Origin of the sequence: Micromonospora sp. WMMD1102 (assembly GCF_029626265.1) — a bacterium.
In the GTDB taxonomy this organism is placed as follows: Bacteria; Actinomycetota; Actinomycetes; order Mycobacteriales; family Micromonosporaceae; genus Plantactinospora.
The window spans coordinates 4,420,688-4,436,386 of record NZ_JARUBN010000001.1 but is presented as its reverse complement, the minus strand read 5'-3'; the positions used below and the strand labels follow the sequence as shown (position 1 = coordinate 4,436,386).

General features: G+C 73.0%; 15 protein-coding genes. 11 read left to right on the top strand and 4 right to left on the bottom strand.

Annotated elements, in window-relative coordinates:
• Window positions 1-22 precede the first annotated feature (22 nt).
• The 9 genes from argC (at window position 23) to O7626_RS19745 (ending at window position 9,136) form a co-directional block, all read left to right on the top strand.
• Window positions 23-1,030: an N-acetyl-gamma-glutamyl-phosphate reductase gene (gene argC, locus O7626_RS19785; protein WP_278062646.1), complete on the top strand. Its 1,008-nt coding sequence runs from the start codon at window positions 23-25 to the stop codon at window positions 1,028-1,030.
• Window positions 1,031-1,073: 43 nt separating this feature from the next.
• A complete protein-coding gene (gene argJ, locus O7626_RS19780; protein WP_278062645.1) occupies window positions 1,074-2,246 on the top strand; it encodes a bifunctional glutamate N-acetyltransferase/amino-acid acetyltransferase ArgJ in 1,173 nt (390 codons plus the stop codon).
• Between the two features lie 11 nt (window positions 2,247-2,257).
• Window positions 2,258-3,163 (top strand): acetylglutamate kinase, encoded by a 906-nt coding sequence (gene argB, locus O7626_RS19775; protein WP_278066217.1) that lies wholly within the window; start codon window positions 2,258-2,260, stop codon window positions 3,161-3,163.
• The gene (locus tag O7626_RS19770) at window positions 3,160-4,452 is read left to right on the top strand and encodes an acetylornithine transaminase (RefSeq protein WP_278062644.1); all 1,293 of its coding nucleotides are present in this window, start codon (window positions 3,160-3,162) and stop codon (window positions 4,450-4,452) included. The genes argB and O7626_RS19770 overlap by 4 nt, the downstream gene beginning before the upstream one ends.
• On the top strand, window positions 4,452-5,468 hold the full coding sequence (gene argF / locus O7626_RS19765; RefSeq protein ID WP_278062643.1) for an ornithine carbamoyltransferase: 1,017 nt from the start codon (window positions 4,452-4,454) through the stop codon (window positions 5,466-5,468). Before O7626_RS19770 ends, argF begins: the two co-directional genes overlap by 1 nt.
• On the top strand, window positions 5,465-5,980 hold the full coding sequence (locus tag O7626_RS19760) for an arginine repressor (protein WP_278062642.1): 516 nt from the start codon (window positions 5,465-5,467) through the stop codon (window positions 5,978-5,980). Before argF ends, O7626_RS19760 begins: the two co-directional genes overlap by 4 nt.
• A 76-nt stretch (window positions 5,981-6,056) precedes the next feature.
• Window positions 6,057-7,268 (top strand): argininosuccinate synthase, encoded by a 1,212-nt coding sequence (locus tag O7626_RS19755; RefSeq protein WP_278062641.1) that lies wholly within the window; start codon window positions 6,057-6,059, stop codon window positions 7,266-7,268.
• Window positions 7,269-7,341: 73 nt separating this feature from the next.
• A complete protein-coding gene (argH, locus tag O7626_RS19750) occupies window positions 7,342-8,808 on the top strand; it encodes an argininosuccinate lyase (protein ID WP_278066216.1) in 1,467 nt (488 codons plus the stop codon).
• Between the two features lie 169 nt (window positions 8,809-8,977).
• Window positions 8,978-9,136, top strand: coding sequence for a hypothetical protein (locus O7626_RS19745; protein ID WP_278062640.1), 159 nt, complete (start codon window positions 8,978-8,980; stop codon window positions 9,134-9,136).
• Window positions 9,137-9,181: 45 nt separating this feature from the next.
• On the opposite strand, the gene O7626_RS19740 is transcribed toward O7626_RS19745, so the two are convergent.
• Together O7626_RS19740 and O7626_RS19735 are read right to left on the bottom strand one after the other, a co-directional pair.
• Window positions 9,182-9,634 carry a hypothetical protein gene (locus O7626_RS19740; protein ID WP_278062639.1) on the bottom strand — a complete coding sequence of 151 codons (453 nt, stop codon included), beginning with the start codon at window positions 9,632-9,634 and terminating at the stop codon, window positions 9,182-9,184.
• A gap of 26 nt (window positions 9,635-9,660) precedes the next feature.
• Window positions 9,661-9,831, bottom strand: coding sequence for a hypothetical protein (locus O7626_RS19735; protein ID WP_278062638.1), 171 nt, complete (start codon window positions 9,829-9,831; stop codon window positions 9,661-9,663).
• Between the two features lie 191 nt (window positions 9,832-10,022).
• Here O7626_RS19735 and O7626_RS19730 point away from each other — a divergent pair, with 191 nt between their 5' ends.
• Both O7626_RS19730 and O7626_RS19725 read left to right on the top strand, forming a co-directional pair.
• Window positions 10,023-10,655, top strand: coding sequence for a DNA-3-methyladenine glycosylase (locus O7626_RS19730; protein WP_278062637.1), 633 nt, complete (start codon window positions 10,023-10,025; stop codon window positions 10,653-10,655).
• Window positions 10,656-10,764: 109 nt separating this feature from the next.
• Window positions 10,765-11,709, top strand: coding sequence for a sulfotransferase domain-containing protein (locus tag O7626_RS19725; RefSeq protein WP_278062636.1), 945 nt, complete (start codon window positions 10,765-10,767; stop codon window positions 11,707-11,709).
• A 133-nt stretch (window positions 11,710-11,842) separates the two neighbouring features.
• Here O7626_RS19725 and O7626_RS19720 read toward each other — a convergent pair whose 3' ends face one another.
• Window positions 11,843-14,074 (bottom strand): discoidin domain-containing protein, encoded by a 2,232-nt coding sequence (locus O7626_RS19720; protein WP_278062635.1) that lies wholly within the window; start codon window positions 14,072-14,074, stop codon window positions 11,843-11,845.
• 293 nt (window positions 14,075-14,367) lie between these two features.
• The gene (locus O7626_RS19715; RefSeq protein ID WP_278062634.1) at window positions 14,368-15,570 is read right to left on the bottom strand and encodes an ROK family transcriptional regulator; all 1,203 of its coding nucleotides are present in this window, start codon (window positions 15,568-15,570) and stop codon (window positions 14,368-14,370) included.
• Window positions 15,571-15,699: the final 129 nt, after the last annotated feature.

The following is a 15,699-nucleotide window of genomic DNA, read 5'->3' as shown; positions in this document are numbered from 1 at the left end:
GCATAGAAATGCGGAGGTGGGCATGGGAATTCGAGTCGCGGTCGCCGGCGCGAGTGGGTACGCGGGCGGCGAACTGCTCCGGTTGATCGCCGGGCACCCCGAACTCGATCTCGTCGCCGCCACCGCACACAGCCAGGCCGGTCAGCCCGTCGCCGCCGTACACCCGCAGCTCACCGGGCTCGACCTGGTGTTCGGCCGGACCGAGCCGGCGGCCCTGGCCGACGCGGACCTGGTCTTCCTGGCCCTGCCGCACGGCGAGTCGGCGGCGCTGGCCGCCGCCCTGCCGGACGACCTGCGTCTGGTCGACCTGGGCGCGGACCACCGGCTCACCGACGCCACCGCCTGGACCCGCTACTACGGCGGCAGCCATGCCGGCGCCTGGACCTACGGGTTGCCGGAACTGCCCGGCCAGCGGGCGGCGATCGCCGCCGCCACCCGGGTCGCCGCCACCGGCTGCTACGCGGTGGCCACGATCCTGGCCCTCGCTCCGCTGCTCGCCGCCGGGGTGGCCGCCCCGGACGACGTGGTGGTGGTGGCCGCCTCCGGCGCATCCGGCGCCGGCCGGTCCGCCAAGCCGCACCTGCTGGGCAGCGAGGTGATGGGCGACCTCTCGCCCTACAAGGTCGGCGCCCACCAGCACGTGCCGGAGATCAAGCAGGCCAGCGGGGCGACCGGGCTCTCCTTCACTCCGGTGCTGGCGCCGATGCCGCGCGGCATCCTGGCCACCGTCACCGCCTTGCCCGTCGGGGACACCCCGGCCGACCCGCGCGCGGTGCTGGCCCAGGCGTACGCGGACGCGCCGTTCGTGCACCTGCTGCCCGAGGGGCAGTGGCCGCACACCGCCGCCACGCTCGGCGGCAACTCCTGCCACCTACAGGCCACCGTCGACGTCGACTCCGGCCGGCTGATCGTGCTCAGCGCCATCGACAACCTCGGCAAGGGCGCCGCCGGGCAGGCGGTGCAGTGCGCCAACCTGATGCTCGGGCTGCCGGAGACCGCCGGCCTGTCCGGGTACGGGGTGGCGCCGTGACCGGGACCGTGCCGGCGGGATGCCGGCGGAGAGGGAGGGACGCATGAGCGTCACCGCACCCCGGGGATTCCGCGCGGCCGGCGTGGCCGCCGGACTCAAGAGCAGCGGCGACCCCGACGTCGCGCTGGTGGTCAACGACGGGCCGGACGCCGCGGCGGCCGGCGTCTTCACCACCAACCGGATCAAGGCCGCGCCGGTGCTCTGGAGCCAGCAGGTGCTCGGCGGCGGCCTGGTCCGGGCCGTGGTGCTCAACTCCGGCGGCGCCAACGCCTGCACCGGGGCGCCCGGCTTCCAGGACACCCACGCCACCGCCGAACACACCGCGGCCACGCTCAGCGGTGCGGCCGGCGGCGCGGCGGTCGGTGCCGGCGAGGTGGCGATCTGCTCGACCGGGCTGATCGGCGAGCGGCTGCCGATGGACCGGCTGCTGCCGGGCGTGGCCGCGGCCGTGGCCGGGCTGACCACCGACGGCGGAGCGGCGGCGGCCGAGGCGATCATGACCACCGACACCCGACCGAAGACGACGGTGGTCGACGGCGCCGGCTGGACCGTCGGCGGGATGGCCAAGGGCTCCGGGATGCTCGCGCCCGCGCTGGCCACCATGCTCTGCGTGGTCACCACCGACGCGGTCGCCGGGCCGGCCATGCTCGACGAGGCGCTCCGGGAAGCCTGCCGGGTCAGCCTCGAACGGGTCGACTCGGACGGCTGCCTCTCCACGAACGACACCGTGCTGCTGCTGGCCAGCGGCGCCTCCGGGATCGCACCCGGCCAGGCCGAACTGACCGCCGCCGTCACCACGGCCTGCCGGGACCTCGCCCGGCAACTGGTGGCCGACGCCGAGGGCGCCAGCAAGGAGGTCGCGATCGAGGTCGTCGGCGCGGCCGGCGAGGACGACGCGGTCGAGGTCGGCCGCGCGGTCGCCCGGAACAACCTGGTCAAGACCGCCCTGTTCGGCAACGACCCGAACTGGGGCCGGATCCTCGCCGCCGTCGGCACCACCGCCGCCGCCTTCGAACCCGACGGCGTCGACGTGGCGGTCAACGGCGTCTGGGTCTGCCGCTCCGGGGCCGCCGCCGAGGACCGCAGCAAGGTCGACCTCACCGGCCGGCAGGTGACGATCCGGATCGACCTGCACGCCGGCCCGGCCGAGGCCACCATCTGGACCAACGACCTGTCACACGCGTACGTGCACGAGAACTCGGCGTACTCGACGTGAGCGCGAGGAACATGACGCTGACCCGGGACCTGACCGAGGCGCAGCGCAAGGCGGCCACCCTCATCGAGGCGCTGCCCTGGCTGGCCCGTTTCTCCGGCGCCACGGTGGTGGTGAAGTACGGCGGCAACGCCATGGTCGACCCGGAGTTGCAGCGGGCGTTCGCCGCCGACATGGTCTTCATGCGCTACGCCGGGTTGAAGCCGGTGGTGGTGCACGGCGGCGGGCCGCAGATCTCCGCCATGCTGCGCCGGCTCGGCATCAGCAGCGAGTTCAAGGGCGGGCTGCGGGTCACCACGCCCGAGGCGATGGACGTGGTCCGGATGGTGCTGGTCGGCCAGGTCGGGCGGGAACTGGTCGGCCTGATCAACGAGTACGGCCCGTTCGCGGTCGGCCTCTCCGGCGAGGACGCCCGGCTCTTCACCGCGGTACGCCGCCCGGCGTACGTGGACGGCGAAGCGGTCGACATCGGCCAGGTCGGCGACGTGGACGAGGTGGACGTCTCGGCGGTCGCCGACCTGATCTCGGCCGGCCGGATCCCGGTGATCTCCACAGTCGCGCCGGACGCCGACGGGGTGCTGCACAACCTCAACGCCGACACCGCCGCCGCCGCGCTGGCCGTCGCGCTGGACGCCCGCAAGCTGGTGGTGCTCACCGACGTACCCGGGCTCTACGCCGACTGGCCGGACACCGACAGCCTGGTCTCGGAGATCAGCACCGGTCAGCTCGCCGAGCTGCTGCCGAAGCTGGAGTCCGGAATGGTGCCGAAGATGGAGGCCTGCCTGCGGGCCGTCCGTGGCGGGGTGCCGGCGGCGCACGTGGTGGACGGGCGGGTGGCGCACTCGACCCTGCTCGAAGTTTTCACGTCGGAAGGATTCGGCACGATGGTGGTACCCGAGCCCGGGGCGGTCCGGTCATGACGACGAACCGTCCCGTCACGACGACGAACCTGGTCGACCGCTGGGCGCAGTCCATGATGGACAACTACGGCACCCCGCAGCTCGCGCTGGTCCGCGGCAGCGGCGCGGTGGTGGTCGACGAGGCCGGCCGGGAGTACGTCGACCTGGTCGGCGGGATCGCGGTGAACGCGCTCGGGCACGCCCACCCGGCGGTGGTCGAGGCGGTCTCCCGGCAGGTCGCCACCCTCGGGCACGTCTCCAACCTCTTCGTCGCCGAGCCGCCGGTGGCGCTCGCCGAGCTGCTGCTGGCGCTGGCCGGCCGCCCCGGCCGGGTCTTCTTCGCGAACTCCGGTGCCGAGGCGAACGAGGCGGCCTTCAAACTCTCCCGGCTCACCGGCCGCGGCCACGTGGTCGCCACCGACGGCGGCTTCCACGGCCGGACGATGGGCGCGCTGGCGCTCACCGGCCAGCCGGCCAAGGCCGACCCGTTCCGCCCGCTGCCCGGCGAGGTCACCCACGTCCCGTACGGCGACGTCGAGGCGCTGGCCGCGGCGGTCACCGACGAGACCGCGATGGTGATCCTGGAGCCGATCCAGGGCGAGAACGGCGTCGTCGTGCCGCCCCCCGGCTATCTCGCCGCCGCCCGCCGGATCACCGCCGAGCGCGGTGCGCTGCTGGCGCTGGACGAGGTGCAGACCGGGATCGGGCGTACCGGGCACTGGTTCGCGCACCAGGCCGACGGGATCGAGCCGGACCTGGTCACCCTGGCCAAGGGGCTCGGCGGCGGGCTGCCGATCGGCGCCTGCATGGCCTTCGGCGGTGCCGCCGAACTGCTCCGGCCGGGCGCCCACGGCACCACCTTCGGCGGCAACCCGGTCAGCTGTGCCGCCGCCCTCGCCGTCATCTCCACGATCGCCAACGAAGGGCTGCTCGACCACGTGAAGCGGGTCGGCGAGCGGATCCGGCGCGGCGTGGAGGCGCTGGACCATCCGCTGGTGGCGCAGGTGCGCGGCGCCGGGCTGCTGCTCGGCATCGTGCTGCGGGCGCCGGCCGCCGCCGCGACCGCCGGGGTGCTGCGGGACGCCGGGTTCCTCACCAACCCGGTGCAGCCGGCGGCGATCCGGCTCGCCCCGCCGCTGATCCTCGGCCTGGACCAGGCCGACGCCTTCCTGGCCGCCCTTCCGGCGGCCCTGGACGCGGCGGCCCCGGCAGCGTCGACGCCACCGGAGGCGACGGCAGCGTCGGAGGCGTCGGCGTCACCGGAGGCGCCGGCTCCGGCCGTCGTCGAGCAGACCCGGGGCGGGCACTGATGCCCCGGCACCTGCTGCGCGACGACGACCTCAGCCCGGCCGAGCAGTCGGCGGTACTCGACCTCGCCGTCCGGCTGAAGTCGGACCGCTACGCGCTGCGCCCGCTGGCCGGCCCCCGGGCGGTGGCGGTGCTCTTCGACAAGCCGAGCCTGCGCACCCGGCTGTCCTTCGACGTCGGCATCGCCGAACTGGGCGGGCACCCGATCGTGGTGGACACCCAGGTCACGCACTTCGGCCGGGGCGAGTCGGTGGGCGACGCCGCCCGGGTGCTCTCCCGGTACGTCGCCGCGATCGTGCTGCGCACCTTCGGCGACGACCGGCTGGCCCAGCTCGCCGAGGGCGCCGAGGTGCCGGTGGTGAACGGGCTGACCGACGGCTTCCACCCCTGCCAGCTCCTCGCCGACCTGCTCACCGTCCGGGAGCGCTGCGGCGGCACCGCCGGCCGGACCCTGGCGTACCTCGGGGACGCGGCGAACAACATGGCGCACTCGTACCTGCTCGGCGGGGCGACCGCCGGGATGCACGTCCGGGTCGCCGGGCCGGCCGGCCACGAACCCGACCCGGCGGTGCTGGACCGGGCCGCCGAGATCGCGGCCGGCACCGGCGGTTCGGTACGCGTGCTGCGCGATCCGGTCGAGGCGGTGGCCGGGGCCGACGTGGTGGCCACCGACACCTGGACCTCGATGGGACAGGAGGGCGACGGCCGGGACCGGGTCACCGCGTTCCAGCCGTACCAGGTCGGCTCGACCCTGCTGGCCGGCGCCGCCCCGAAGGTCGTGGTGCTGCACTGCCTGCCGGCGCACCGGGGCGAGGAGATCACCGACGAGGTGCTCGACGGGCCGCACAGTGCGGTCTTCGACCAGGCGGAGAACCGGCTGCACGCCCAGAAGGCGCTGCTGGCCTGGCTGCTGGACCGGCACGCCGAGGAGCTGGCCGCCGGGGCGGCGCCGGCGCAGCCGGCCGGCGACCGGTCGGCGGCCTCGGTCATCGCGTCCGTGGTCGGCGAGTCGGCATGACCGGACCGCTGACCCGGGCCGCCCGGCACGCCCGGATCGTCGACCTGATCCGCGCGCGGGAGGTCCGCTCGCAGACCGAGCTGGCCGACCTGCTCGCCGCCGGCGGGGTGCAGGTCACCCAGGCCACCCTCTCCCGGGACCTGGACGAACTCGGCGCGGTGAAGGTGCGCGGCGGCGACGGGCCGGCCGTCTATCTCATCCCGGAGGACGGCAAGCGGCCGCTGCGCGACGCCGAGTCGGCGCCGACCAGGCTGATCCGGCTGCTCCGCGAACTGCTCAACGGGGTCGACGCCAGCGGCAACATCGCCGTGCTGCGCACCCCACCCGGTGCCGCCCAATACCTGGCCAGCGCGCTGGACCGGGCGGGGCTGCCGGAGATCGTCGGCACCATCGCCGGCGACGACACCATTTTCGTCGTGGCCCGCGAGGCCACCGGTGGCGCGGTGCTGGGGGAGAAGCTCTCCGCCTGGGCGGCCCGGGAAGAACATGTCGAAGGGAGCACCACACCATGAGCGAGCGTAGCGAGCGAATCATCACATTCAGTGCCGATGTGCCTCATGACGGCCCGGAGCGCAGCGGAGGGCTGGCATGAGCGAGCGCGTCGTACTGGCGTACTCCGGAGGGCTGGACACCTCGGTCGCCATTCCGTACCTTGCCGAGCAGACCGGCGCCGAGGTGGTCGCGGTGGCGATCGACGTCGGGCAGGGCGGCGAGGACATGGCCGTGATCCGCCAGCGGGCGCTGGACTGCGGCGCCGCCGAGTCGGTGGTGGTGGACGCCCGCGAGGAGTTCGCGGCCGACTACTGCATCCCGGCGATGCGGGCCAACGCGCTCTACATGGACCGGTACCCGCTGGTCTCGGCGCTGTCCCGGCCGCTGATCGTGAAGCACCTGGCCGAGGCGGCGAAATACTACGGCGGCACGATCGTGTCGCACGGCTGCACCGGCAAGGGCAACGACCAGGTCCGGTTCGAGGCCGGGCTGGGCGCCCTGGCCCCCGACCTCAAGGTGGTCGCGCCGGCCCGGGACTTCGCCTGGACCCGGGACAAGGCGATCGGGTACGCCGAGGAGAAGGGGCTGCCGATCGACGTCACGCACAAGTCGCCGTACTCGATCGACCAGAACCTCTGGGGGCGGGCGGTGGAGACCGGGTTCCTGGAGGACATCTGGAACCCGCCGGTCGAGGGCCTCTACGCGTACACCGCCGACCCGGCCGAGCCGCGCGACCCGGACAGTGTCGTGATCACCTTCGACGCCGGGGTGCCGGTGGCGATCGACGGCGAGACGGTCACCCCGTACCAGGCGATCCTGGAGCTGAACCGGCGGGCCGGCGCCCAGGGCGTGGGCCGGCTGGACATGGTCGAGGACCGGCTGGTCGGGATCAAGAGCCGCGAGGTGTACGAGGCGCCGGGCGCGATCGCGCTGATCACCGCCCACCAGGAGCTGGAGGCGGTCACCGTGGAGCGGGACGTGGCCCGGTTCAAGAAGGGTGTCGACCAGCGCTGGGGCGAGCTGGTCTACGACGGTCTCTGGTTCTCGCCGCTCAGGCACGCGCTGGACGCCTTCATCGACGACACCCAGAAGTACGTCTCCGGCGAGGTGCGGCTGGCCCTGCACGGCGGCCGGGCCGTGGTGACCGGCCGGCGCTCCGAGGCCAGCCTCTACGACTTCGGGCTGGCCACCTACGACACCGGTGACACCTTCGACCAGTCCCTGGCCAAGGGCTTCGTGCAGCTCTGGGGCCTGCCGAGCAAGCTGGCGGCGGCCCGGGACGCCCGGTTGGGCGGCTCCGAGAGGTGACTGCGAGTGCGAGGAGTGAGGGAGCGCAGCGAGTGAGCCCCGCAGTCGCGAGCGGAAGGCAGGCTCAGCAATGATTGTCGGCGTGGACGACAAGAGCCTGACCGAGAACAGCGCCGGCACCAACCGTACGAGCCTGTGGGGTGGCCGGTTCGCCGGCGGTCCCGCCGAGGCGTTGGCCCGGCTGTCGGTAAGCGTCCAGTTCGATTGGCGGCTCGCCCCGTACGACCTGGCCGGCTCCCGGGCGCACGCCCGGGTGCTGGCCGCCGCCGGCCTGCTCGACCCGGACGAGTTGGGCCGGATGCTGGCCGCGCTGGACGACCTGGAGGCGGCGGTGCTGACCGGCACCTTCCGGCCGACGGTCGAGGACGAGGACGTGCACACCGCGCTCGAACGCGGCCTACTGGAACGCCTCGGTACGCTCGGCGGCAAGCTGCGGGCCGGCCGGTCCCGCAACGACCAGGTCGCCACCGACCTGCGGCTCTATCTGCGCGACCACGCCCGGGGGCTGGCCGCCCGGATCGTCGGGCTGGCCGACGCGCTCGTCGAGCAGGCGGCCCGGAACGTGGAGACCCCGGCACCGGGGATGACCCACGTGCAGCACGCCCAGCCGGTCACCTTCGGGCACTGGCTGCTGGCACACGTGCACCCGCTGCTGCGCGACCTGGAGCGGCTGCGCGACTGGGACCACCGGGCGGCGGTCAGCCCGCTCGGCGCGGGCGCGCTGGCCGGCTCCGGGCTGCCGCTGGACCCGGTGGCGGTCTCCAAGGAGCTGGGCTTCCGCACCTCGTTCGCCAACTCGATGGACGCGGTCGCCGACCGGGACTTCGTGGCCGAGTTCCTCTTCGTCACCGCGCTGCTCGGGGTGCACCTGTCCCGGATCGGCGAGGAGGTGGTGATGTGGACCTCGCAGGAGTTCGGCTGGGTGGAGCTGGACGACTCGTTCGCCACCGGTTCGTCGATCATGCCGCAGAAGAAGAACGCCGACGTCGCCGAGCTGGCCCGGGGCAAGTCCGGCCGGCTGATCGGCGGGCTGGTCACCGTGCTGACCATGCTCAAGGGGCTGCCGATGGCGTACGACCGGGACATGCAGGAGGACAAGGAGCCGGCGTTCGACGCGTTCGACACCCTCGACCTGGTGCTGCCGGCGCTGGCCGGGATGATCTCCACCATGACGGTCCGGGTCGACCGGCTCGCCGCCGCCGCCCCGGTCGGCTTCTCGCTGGCCACCGAGGTGGCCGACTGGCTGGTCCGCCGGGGTGTGCCGTTCCGGGAGGCACACGAGGTGACCGGCCGGCTGGTGGCGCTCTGCGCGGCCCGCGAGTGCGAGCTGGACGAGGTCTCCGATGAGGACCTGCGGCTGGTGAGCGAGCACCTCGACCCCGGGGTCCGGGACGTGCTGTCGGTGCGGTCCGCGCTGGCCGCCCGGACGACTCCCGGTTCGACCGGTCCGGGTCCGGTCGCCGACCAGCTCGTCTCCGTCGGCGACCAGCTCGACGGCTGGCGGGAGTGGTCCACCGAGCAGGTGCTGCCGCGCGGGTGACGGGCTGGTCCCGGTCCGTCCGGCTCATGGCGGAGTGCCGCGGACGTCGATAACCTTCGTTCCGGGCGCTCCGTCGGGAGCGTGGCTGACGAACGGGTGGTGAAGCGCGCTGCACGACAACCGGGGCGTCACCCGGGTCGGCCCGTTCGACGTCACCTCCCGGTACGTGGTGGCGGTCTACGACCACCAGCACCAGCGCCGGCGCAAGACGCTGTTCTTCCTCGACGACGAGCGGGCCTTCCCGGGGGCGGAGCAGTTCCTGGTGGAACTCCAGGAGATCGTTCAGCTCTGGGAGCAGCGTCGGGGACAGCCCCGGGCCACCGTCTGACCGGCTCCGACGCCGTCTGCACCTCCGGCCACGGTGCCCGGTCGGCTACCGGCGGCTGCGCTGCTCGTGCTGCTCGCCGCCGGGGCGCTCCGGTGGCGGCTCGTCCCCGGGGTCCGGGTCGCGGTCGACGTTCACCGACCGTCGGCCGGGGCCCTGCCGGGTGCGCTGTCGGGGCGCGGTCCGCCGCGCCGAGCCGTTGCGCCCGGCGGTACGGCTGCCGGAGTCCACAGGCCCGGCTCCGTTCCCGCTCTCGCCGCCCGGACACGGCGGGTTCCCGCTCTCGCCGCCCGGACAGGGCAGCGCGGAGACCCGGACCAGGGCGTCCAGGTGGCCGAGCGGGCTGCCGTCCTGGGCGAGTCGCTGGCCGCTGATCCAGACCCACTGGTTGTCGTAGTACGTCGACAGGTCGAGACGGACGAACTCGACCCTGAGCCGGAGCGGATGGCCGCCGTACCGCCAGTCCTCCTTGGCCAGTTCGAGCACGGTACCCGCTGGCACGTTCGGTGACGGGGCGGGCGCGGCGCTCACCGGAACCGCCGGGCCGGGGTGTTGCGGCGTACGCCGGCGCTGGTGCAGGCCGGGCAGCTCAGGCCGCCGCCGCAGACGGCACACCAGCGGCGGGACGTTCGATAGGTACACAGGCCGGCGACGAAACCCAACGCCATCCCGGCCAGCCCTGCCGCGGTGACATACATGATGGGTCCTCCAATTCGGCGACTGAAAGTTACCTTTGCGTCGCCCATCGCAGGCTGCAAGGCCGAAGTCCGAGATCCCGAGCGAGTGAGCAATTGAGCGTCATGAATCATCGTGCCCCCGCGACCTGGACCGCCGGGCTGCCGGTCACCCCGCCCGGTGTCCGGTCGACCTGCCGTGATGTCCTTGCCGGATGACGACGGTCGACGACTTCGCCGCCCTGTTGGCCGGTCCGGTGGTGCCGGCGGCGCGCGGCCTGCTCGGCGCGACCCTATCGGCGAACGGCGTCACCGTCCGGCTGACCGAGGTCGAGGCGTACGCGGGCAGCGGCGGCGACCCGGCCTCGCACGCGCACCGGGGGCGTACCCCGCGCAACGCGGTGATGTTCGGGCCGGCCGGGCACGCCTACGCGTACTTCACCTACGGGATGCACTGGTGCGTCAACGTGGTCACCGGGTCGGACGGAGAGGCGTCGGCGGTACTGCTCCGGGCCGGCGAGGTGGTCGACGGGCTGGCGACGGCCCGGAGCCGGCGCACCGCCGTACGCCGGGACGTGGATCTGGCGCGCGGTCCCGCCCGGCTCTGTGCGGCGCTCGCCCTGGACCGCGCCGTCTACGGCCGCTACCTGCTCGGCGACGGCCCGGTACGGCTCCGCCCGCCGGCGGTGCCGGTGTCGCCGGAGTCGGTCGCCGCCGGTCCCCGGGTCGGGGTGACCGGCGCGCACGACGTGCCGTGGCGGTTCTGGATCGCCGGTGACCCGACGGTCAGCGAGTACCGCCGGCACGTGCCCCGGCGGGCAGCCAAGGAGTCGGCGGCGGGGCGGTGACCGTAGCCGTCCCGTCACGCGGTGCTCTACATTCGGTACCGTCAATCACCGGTCGGGCGCGCCGGTGCCGGTGCCCGGGGCGCCGGCCCAGGGCACCGAGCGTGGGGAGATGGCCGTGCCACAGCCGACAGCTCTGTACCAGAACGTTCTGATGGACAGCACCCGCTGGCACGACTTCCCGTTCCGGGACGGGGACATCGTGATATCCACGCCACCGAAGTGCGGCACGACGTGGACGCAGATGATCTGCGCACTACTGATCTTCCAGTCGACGGACTTTCCGCAGCCGCTGGACGTGATGTCGCCCTGGCCCGACCTGTTGACCCGCCGGCACGAGGACAACCTCGCCGTGGTGGCCGCGCAGCCGCACCGCCGGTTCCTCAAGACCCACGTCCCGCTGGACGGCCTGCCCTACCTCGACCAGGTCGAGTACGTCTGTGTCGGGCGTGATCCCCGGGACGCGGCGATCTCCTGGGACAACCACATCGAGAACACCGACTTCGAGGTGCTGATGGGACGCCGGGTGGCGGCGGTCGGCACCGACGGGCTGGCTGGACCGGGCCCGGACGGCGTGCCGGAGCGTCCCGCCGGGCTGCCCGACCCGCTCGCCTCGGCCCACGAGCGGTTCTGGGCCTGGGTCGACAACTACGACGTACTCGTCGGCCTGGCCGCCATGGTGCACCACCTCGACACCTTCTGGCGAGCCCGGCACCTGCCGAACGTCACCCTGCTGCACTACGACGAGATGAAGGCGGACCTCGACGGCACGATGCGGCAGCTCGCCGCCCGGTTCGGCATCGAGGTCGCCGAGGAGAGCTGGCCCGACCTGGTCCGGGCGGCCCGGTTCGACCAGATGCGCGGCCGGTCCCGGGAGCTGACTCCGGACCAGGGCATCTGGCACGACCCGACCAGGTTCTTCCACCGGGGCGAGACCGGGCAGTGGCGGGAGCTGCTGGACGCCGACGGCGAGCGGCGCTACCGGGACCGGGTCCTGGGCCTCGGCGTCGACCCCGACCTGGTGCGCTGGATCCACCAGGGCGCACCGCTGGCCTGACCGGTTCCGTGCGCCGGGACCCGCGGCGGTGCCGGAGGGCGAGGACGCGGGCCCCGGCGGTCCCACTTCGACGGCCGGCTCCGGCGGGAGGTGTGCACCGGAGCCGGCCGTCGGGGTGGGGAAGGGTGCCGGCCTACGGGAAGTTGTTCAGGTACTGCACCTGGTTGGCGGTGTTGGCGGTGCCGCCGGAGTTGTTGATGATCCGGTTGATCGTGCCGACGCCGCCGAGCGAGACCGTCACCATGTTGTGGAACCGCACGCCCGAGGTGACCGGCACCTCGAAGGAGCGTTCGTTCACCACCGACGGGTTGACGTTGAAGTAGCAGTAACTGCCCAGCCCCCACGCCTCGTGACTGGTCACCGAGTCGGCCACCTTGTACGCCGGATAGCCCCGGGTCGACCCGTTCATGAAGGCCGCCTGGTTCGGCGGGTCGTACGGCTTCTCGTTCTGGAAGAAGTACGTCCGCCCGCCGTTGCCGTTCCAGATGACCTCGGTCTTCTGGTAGTGCTCGACGAAGAGGCCGTACATGGTGACGTTGTTGCCGTTGACCACCAGCCCGGTGTCGGCGGTGTTGACGTTCCAGCCGTAGGTGCCGGGGTCGCCGTGGTCGGCCCGCCACAGCCACATGTGGTCGCCGATCACGTTGTGGCTGTTGATCCGCAGGCTGGTGGTGGCCTTGCCGGGCACCGCGCCGCCGATCCGGAAGAAGACGTCGTGCAGCGAGGTCGGGTTGCCGGCGTGGCTGGCCGAGGAGCCGGCCGGGCCGACCTCCATCAGCACCGACGAGTTGGTGGCACCGGCCTCGAACATGAGGCCGGCGACCTTCACCCCGTCCACGTCCGCCACGGTCATCGCGGTGACGCCGTTCTGCGGCTCGATGGTGGCCAGGCCGAGTCCGAGCACCACGGTGTCCGGCCGGGTGACCCGGATCGTCTCGGTGGTCTTGTAGAGGCCCGGGGTGAAGAGCAGGTTCTTGCCCTGGGCGAGTGCGGCGTTGATGGTCGCCGCGCTGGTGCCGGGGCGGACCACGAAGAACTGGCTCAGCGAGATCGACGAGCCGGCCGGGGTCTTGTTGTACCAGCTGGTGCCCTGACTGTTGGTGCGCAGTGCCGGCACGAAGACCCGGTACTCGCCGCTGCCGTCGACGTAGAGGAACGGCTTCTCCCGGACCACCGGGGTCTGCCCGACCACGGTGTGCGACGGGTTGGGGAAGTGCGGTGCCGGTGCTCCGGTCACCCCGGTGAAGACCATGTTCCAGACCGAGCCGTTCCAGCTGCCGAACTCGCTGTTGCGGGAGTACCACTGCTGCTGCGAGCCGGAGACGACCATCCCGTCGATCTTCGTGTCGGCCATCAGGCCGCCGCTTGCCCAGCCGTCGCCGCCGTTCCAGAGCTGGATCTGGTTGCCGGCGCCGCGCAGGTGCATCCGCCGGTACGGCGCCGCCTGGGAGACCGCCCAGCGTTCCACGATCGTCCCGGCGGGCAGCGTGACGGAGAGGTTCTCGGCGGCCCGCCAGAAGTTCTGGGTGGCGTTGCCGCCGAACCAGAACGCCTCGGCCCGGACGTGTCCGTTCAGGTTGACGTCGTCAGGTGACATGCCGAGGCCGGCGACCTGGGTGAAGAAGCCGAGGTTGACGTCGGCGGTGTAGTTGCCGGGCTTGAACAGCACCGCGTACCGCCGGGGGGCGAACTGGGCGGTCTCCTGCTCGGTGAAGAGCGAGTTGAGCCGGTTCTGGATTGTGGCGGTCGGGGTGGACGGGTCGAAGACGAAGGTGTTCGGCCCGAGGTTCGGGTTGCGCGGGTCGGTCGGCTCGACCGGGGGGGCGCCGGGGTTGCCGCCGCCGAACTCGCCGATCACCTCGAACTCCCAGAGCGAGTACCCGTATCCGGTGCCCCGGGCGGTGCCGTACATCCGGACGTAGCGGCCGGTGCCGGAGACGTTCAGCGTCTGGGTGCCGCCGGTGCCGGTGGTCGTGCTGTAGACGCTGTTCCAGCTGCTGCCGTTCTCCGAGACCTGGATCTGGAACGCCCGGCCGTGGGCAGCCTCCCAGCGCAGCACGACCTGGCTGATCGTGGCGCTCGCGCCGAGGTCGACCTGGAGCCACTGTGGATCGCTGAACGCGCTGGACCAGCGGGTGCCGGTGTTCCCGTCTACCGCGGCGGACGCGGTGAAGGCGCCTCCCTCGGTGGAGGAGGCGGTGGCCGGCCGGCCCTGCGAGATCAGCGCCGGTGCGGCGCTCGCCGCCGGGGTCGGCCCGGCGATCGGGGTGAGCGCCACCAGCAGGGTGGCCGCGAGTATCCCGGCGAGGCGCCGGGACCGTCGTCGGGCGGGATGGGACCAGGGGAGAAAACGATGAAAAATCATGACCCTGCCTGTCCGTGCGGGGGTGTCCGGCGTCGTCGACCGGTGGGCTGTGGACATCGGAGAGCGCTCTCGGAGGATCACGAGTGTTGCGCCCGTGTTCCGGCCACGTCAAGACATCAATTTATTACGACGTAATTTATCCCGAATGCCGGAACACGCGGAAACGCCGGACCCACGGAAGTCGCCGGACCGTCTCGGAAGCGCCCGGATCACCCGGAGACCGCCGGACCACCCGGAGACGGCCGGACCAACCGCCGGGCGCGCGCCCACGGTGCCGGTCTCCGGTACCCGGATCAGTTGCGGATGCCGCCGGCGGCGAGTAGCCGGGCGACCGGCAGGGTGGCGGCACCGAGCGCCACCGCGTCGACCCCGAGCTGACCGAGCTCGATGGTCGCCTGCTGGTACGGCTGGTGCAGCGCCTGCCCGGCCGCCGCCTCCCGGATCGCCGGCAGCAGGTGCGCGCCGAGCGCCATCCCGGCCCAGCCGCCCAGCACCACCCGTTCCGGGTTGAACAGGTTGATCAGGTTCGCCACCCCGGCGCCGAGGTAACCGGCCGTCTCGGCCAGCACCCGGCGGGCGGTCGCCGACCGTTCCGCCGCCTCGATCAACGCCCCGAGCCGCGACTCCTCGTCGGCACCGGGTACGGCCTGCCCGCGCCGGGCCTCCCGGTAGCGGTCGAGCACGCCCTCCGCCCCGACGTACGCCTCCAGGCAGCCCCGCGCGCCGCACCGGCAGGGCCGGCCGTCGTACACCAGGGTGGTGTGGCCCCACTCGCCGGCGCTGCTGGAGACGCCCCGGTACATCACCCCGTTGGTCACCACCGCCGCGCCGACCCCGGAGCCGACAAGCGCGAAGACGGCGTGCCGGCTGCCCCGCCCGGCCCCGAACCACATTTCGGCCTGGCCGAGGGTCTTCGCGCCGTTGTCGACGTGCACCGGCAGCTCGACCTCGTCCCGGACCAGCTGCTCCAGCGGTACGCCGTGCCAGCCGAGGGTCTGGGCGTGCACGATCGCCTCGCCGCCCTGCACCACCACCCCGGAGACGCCGATGCCGACGCCGAGGATCTCCGACCGGGCCGCCCCGGCCGACCCGGTGACCGCGTCCAGTCCGGCCACGATGTGCCGGACCACGGTGGCCGGCTCCGGCCCGGCCGCGTCCAGCGGATAGTCGGCGCTGGCCAGCATCGTCATCGCCAGGTCGAACAATTCCACCCGGATCCGGGTCTCCCCGACGTCGACCCCGGCGACCAGGGCGTAGCGCGGGGCGACCCGGAGCATCATGCTGGGCCGGCCGCCGTCGGACTCCACCGCGCCGGCCTCGACCACCAGGCCGGCGCCGATCAGGTCGCCGACCACGTTGCTGACGGCGGGCTGGCTCAGCCCCGTGGAACGGGCGAGGTCCTGCCGGGTCAGCGGGCCTTCGAGGAACAGCTTCGACAGCAGGGCGGACCGGTTGCGCTGTCGCACGATCCGGTTCGTCGTCCGTTCCAGGTCCACCCACCACCTCGATAAACCCGGGTTCGCCGGGGATCACTGTACGGCTCGTCCTTGACGGCCGGGCCACCACACACTTTAATAACGGCGTAAATTAAGCCTTGATGGAACCCCCTTCGGTGGCATCCGCTC

Bases quoted from the DNA above. Each gene is read 5' to 3' on its own strand.
- O7626_RS19770 (WP_278062644.1), top strand. From the start codon at position 3,160: ATGACGACGAACCGTCCCGTCACGACGACGAACCTGGTCGACCGCTGG.
- O7626_RS19755 (WP_278062641.1), top strand. From the start codon at position 6,057: ATGAGCGAGCGCGTCGTACTGGCGTACTCCGGAGGGCTGGACACCTCG.
- O7626_RS19725 (WP_278062636.1), top strand. From the start codon at position 10,765: ATGGCCGTGCCACAGCCGACAGCTCTGTACCAGAACGTTCTGATGGAC.
- argB (WP_278066217.1), top strand. From the start codon at position 2,258: ATGACGCTGACCCGGGACCTGACCGAGGCGCAGCGCAAGGCGGCCACC.
- O7626_RS19760 (WP_278062642.1), top strand. From the start codon at position 5,465: ATGACCGGACCGCTGACCCGGGCCGCCCGGCACGCCCGGATCGTCGAC.
- argF (WP_278062643.1), top strand. From the start codon at position 4,452: ATGCCCCGGCACCTGCTGCGCGACGACGACCTCAGCCCGGCCGAGCAG.
- O7626_RS19730 (WP_278062637.1), top strand. From the start codon at position 10,023: ATGACGACGGTCGACGACTTCGCCGCCCTGTTGGCCGGTCCGGTGGTG.
- O7626_RS19735 (WP_278062638.1), bottom strand. From the start codon at position 9,831: ATGTATGTCACCGCGGCAGGGCTGGCCGGGATGGCGTTGGGTTTCGTC.
- O7626_RS19720 (WP_278062635.1), bottom strand. From the start codon at position 14,074: ATGATTTTTCATCGTTTTCTCCCCTGGTCCCATCCCGCCCGACGACGG.
- argJ (WP_278062645.1), top strand. From the start codon at position 1,074: ATGAGCGTCACCGCACCCCGGGGATTCCGCGCGGCCGGCGTGGCCGCC.
- argC (WP_278062646.1), top strand. From the start codon at position 23: ATGGGAATTCGAGTCGCGGTCGCCGGCGCGAGTGGGTACGCGGGCGGC.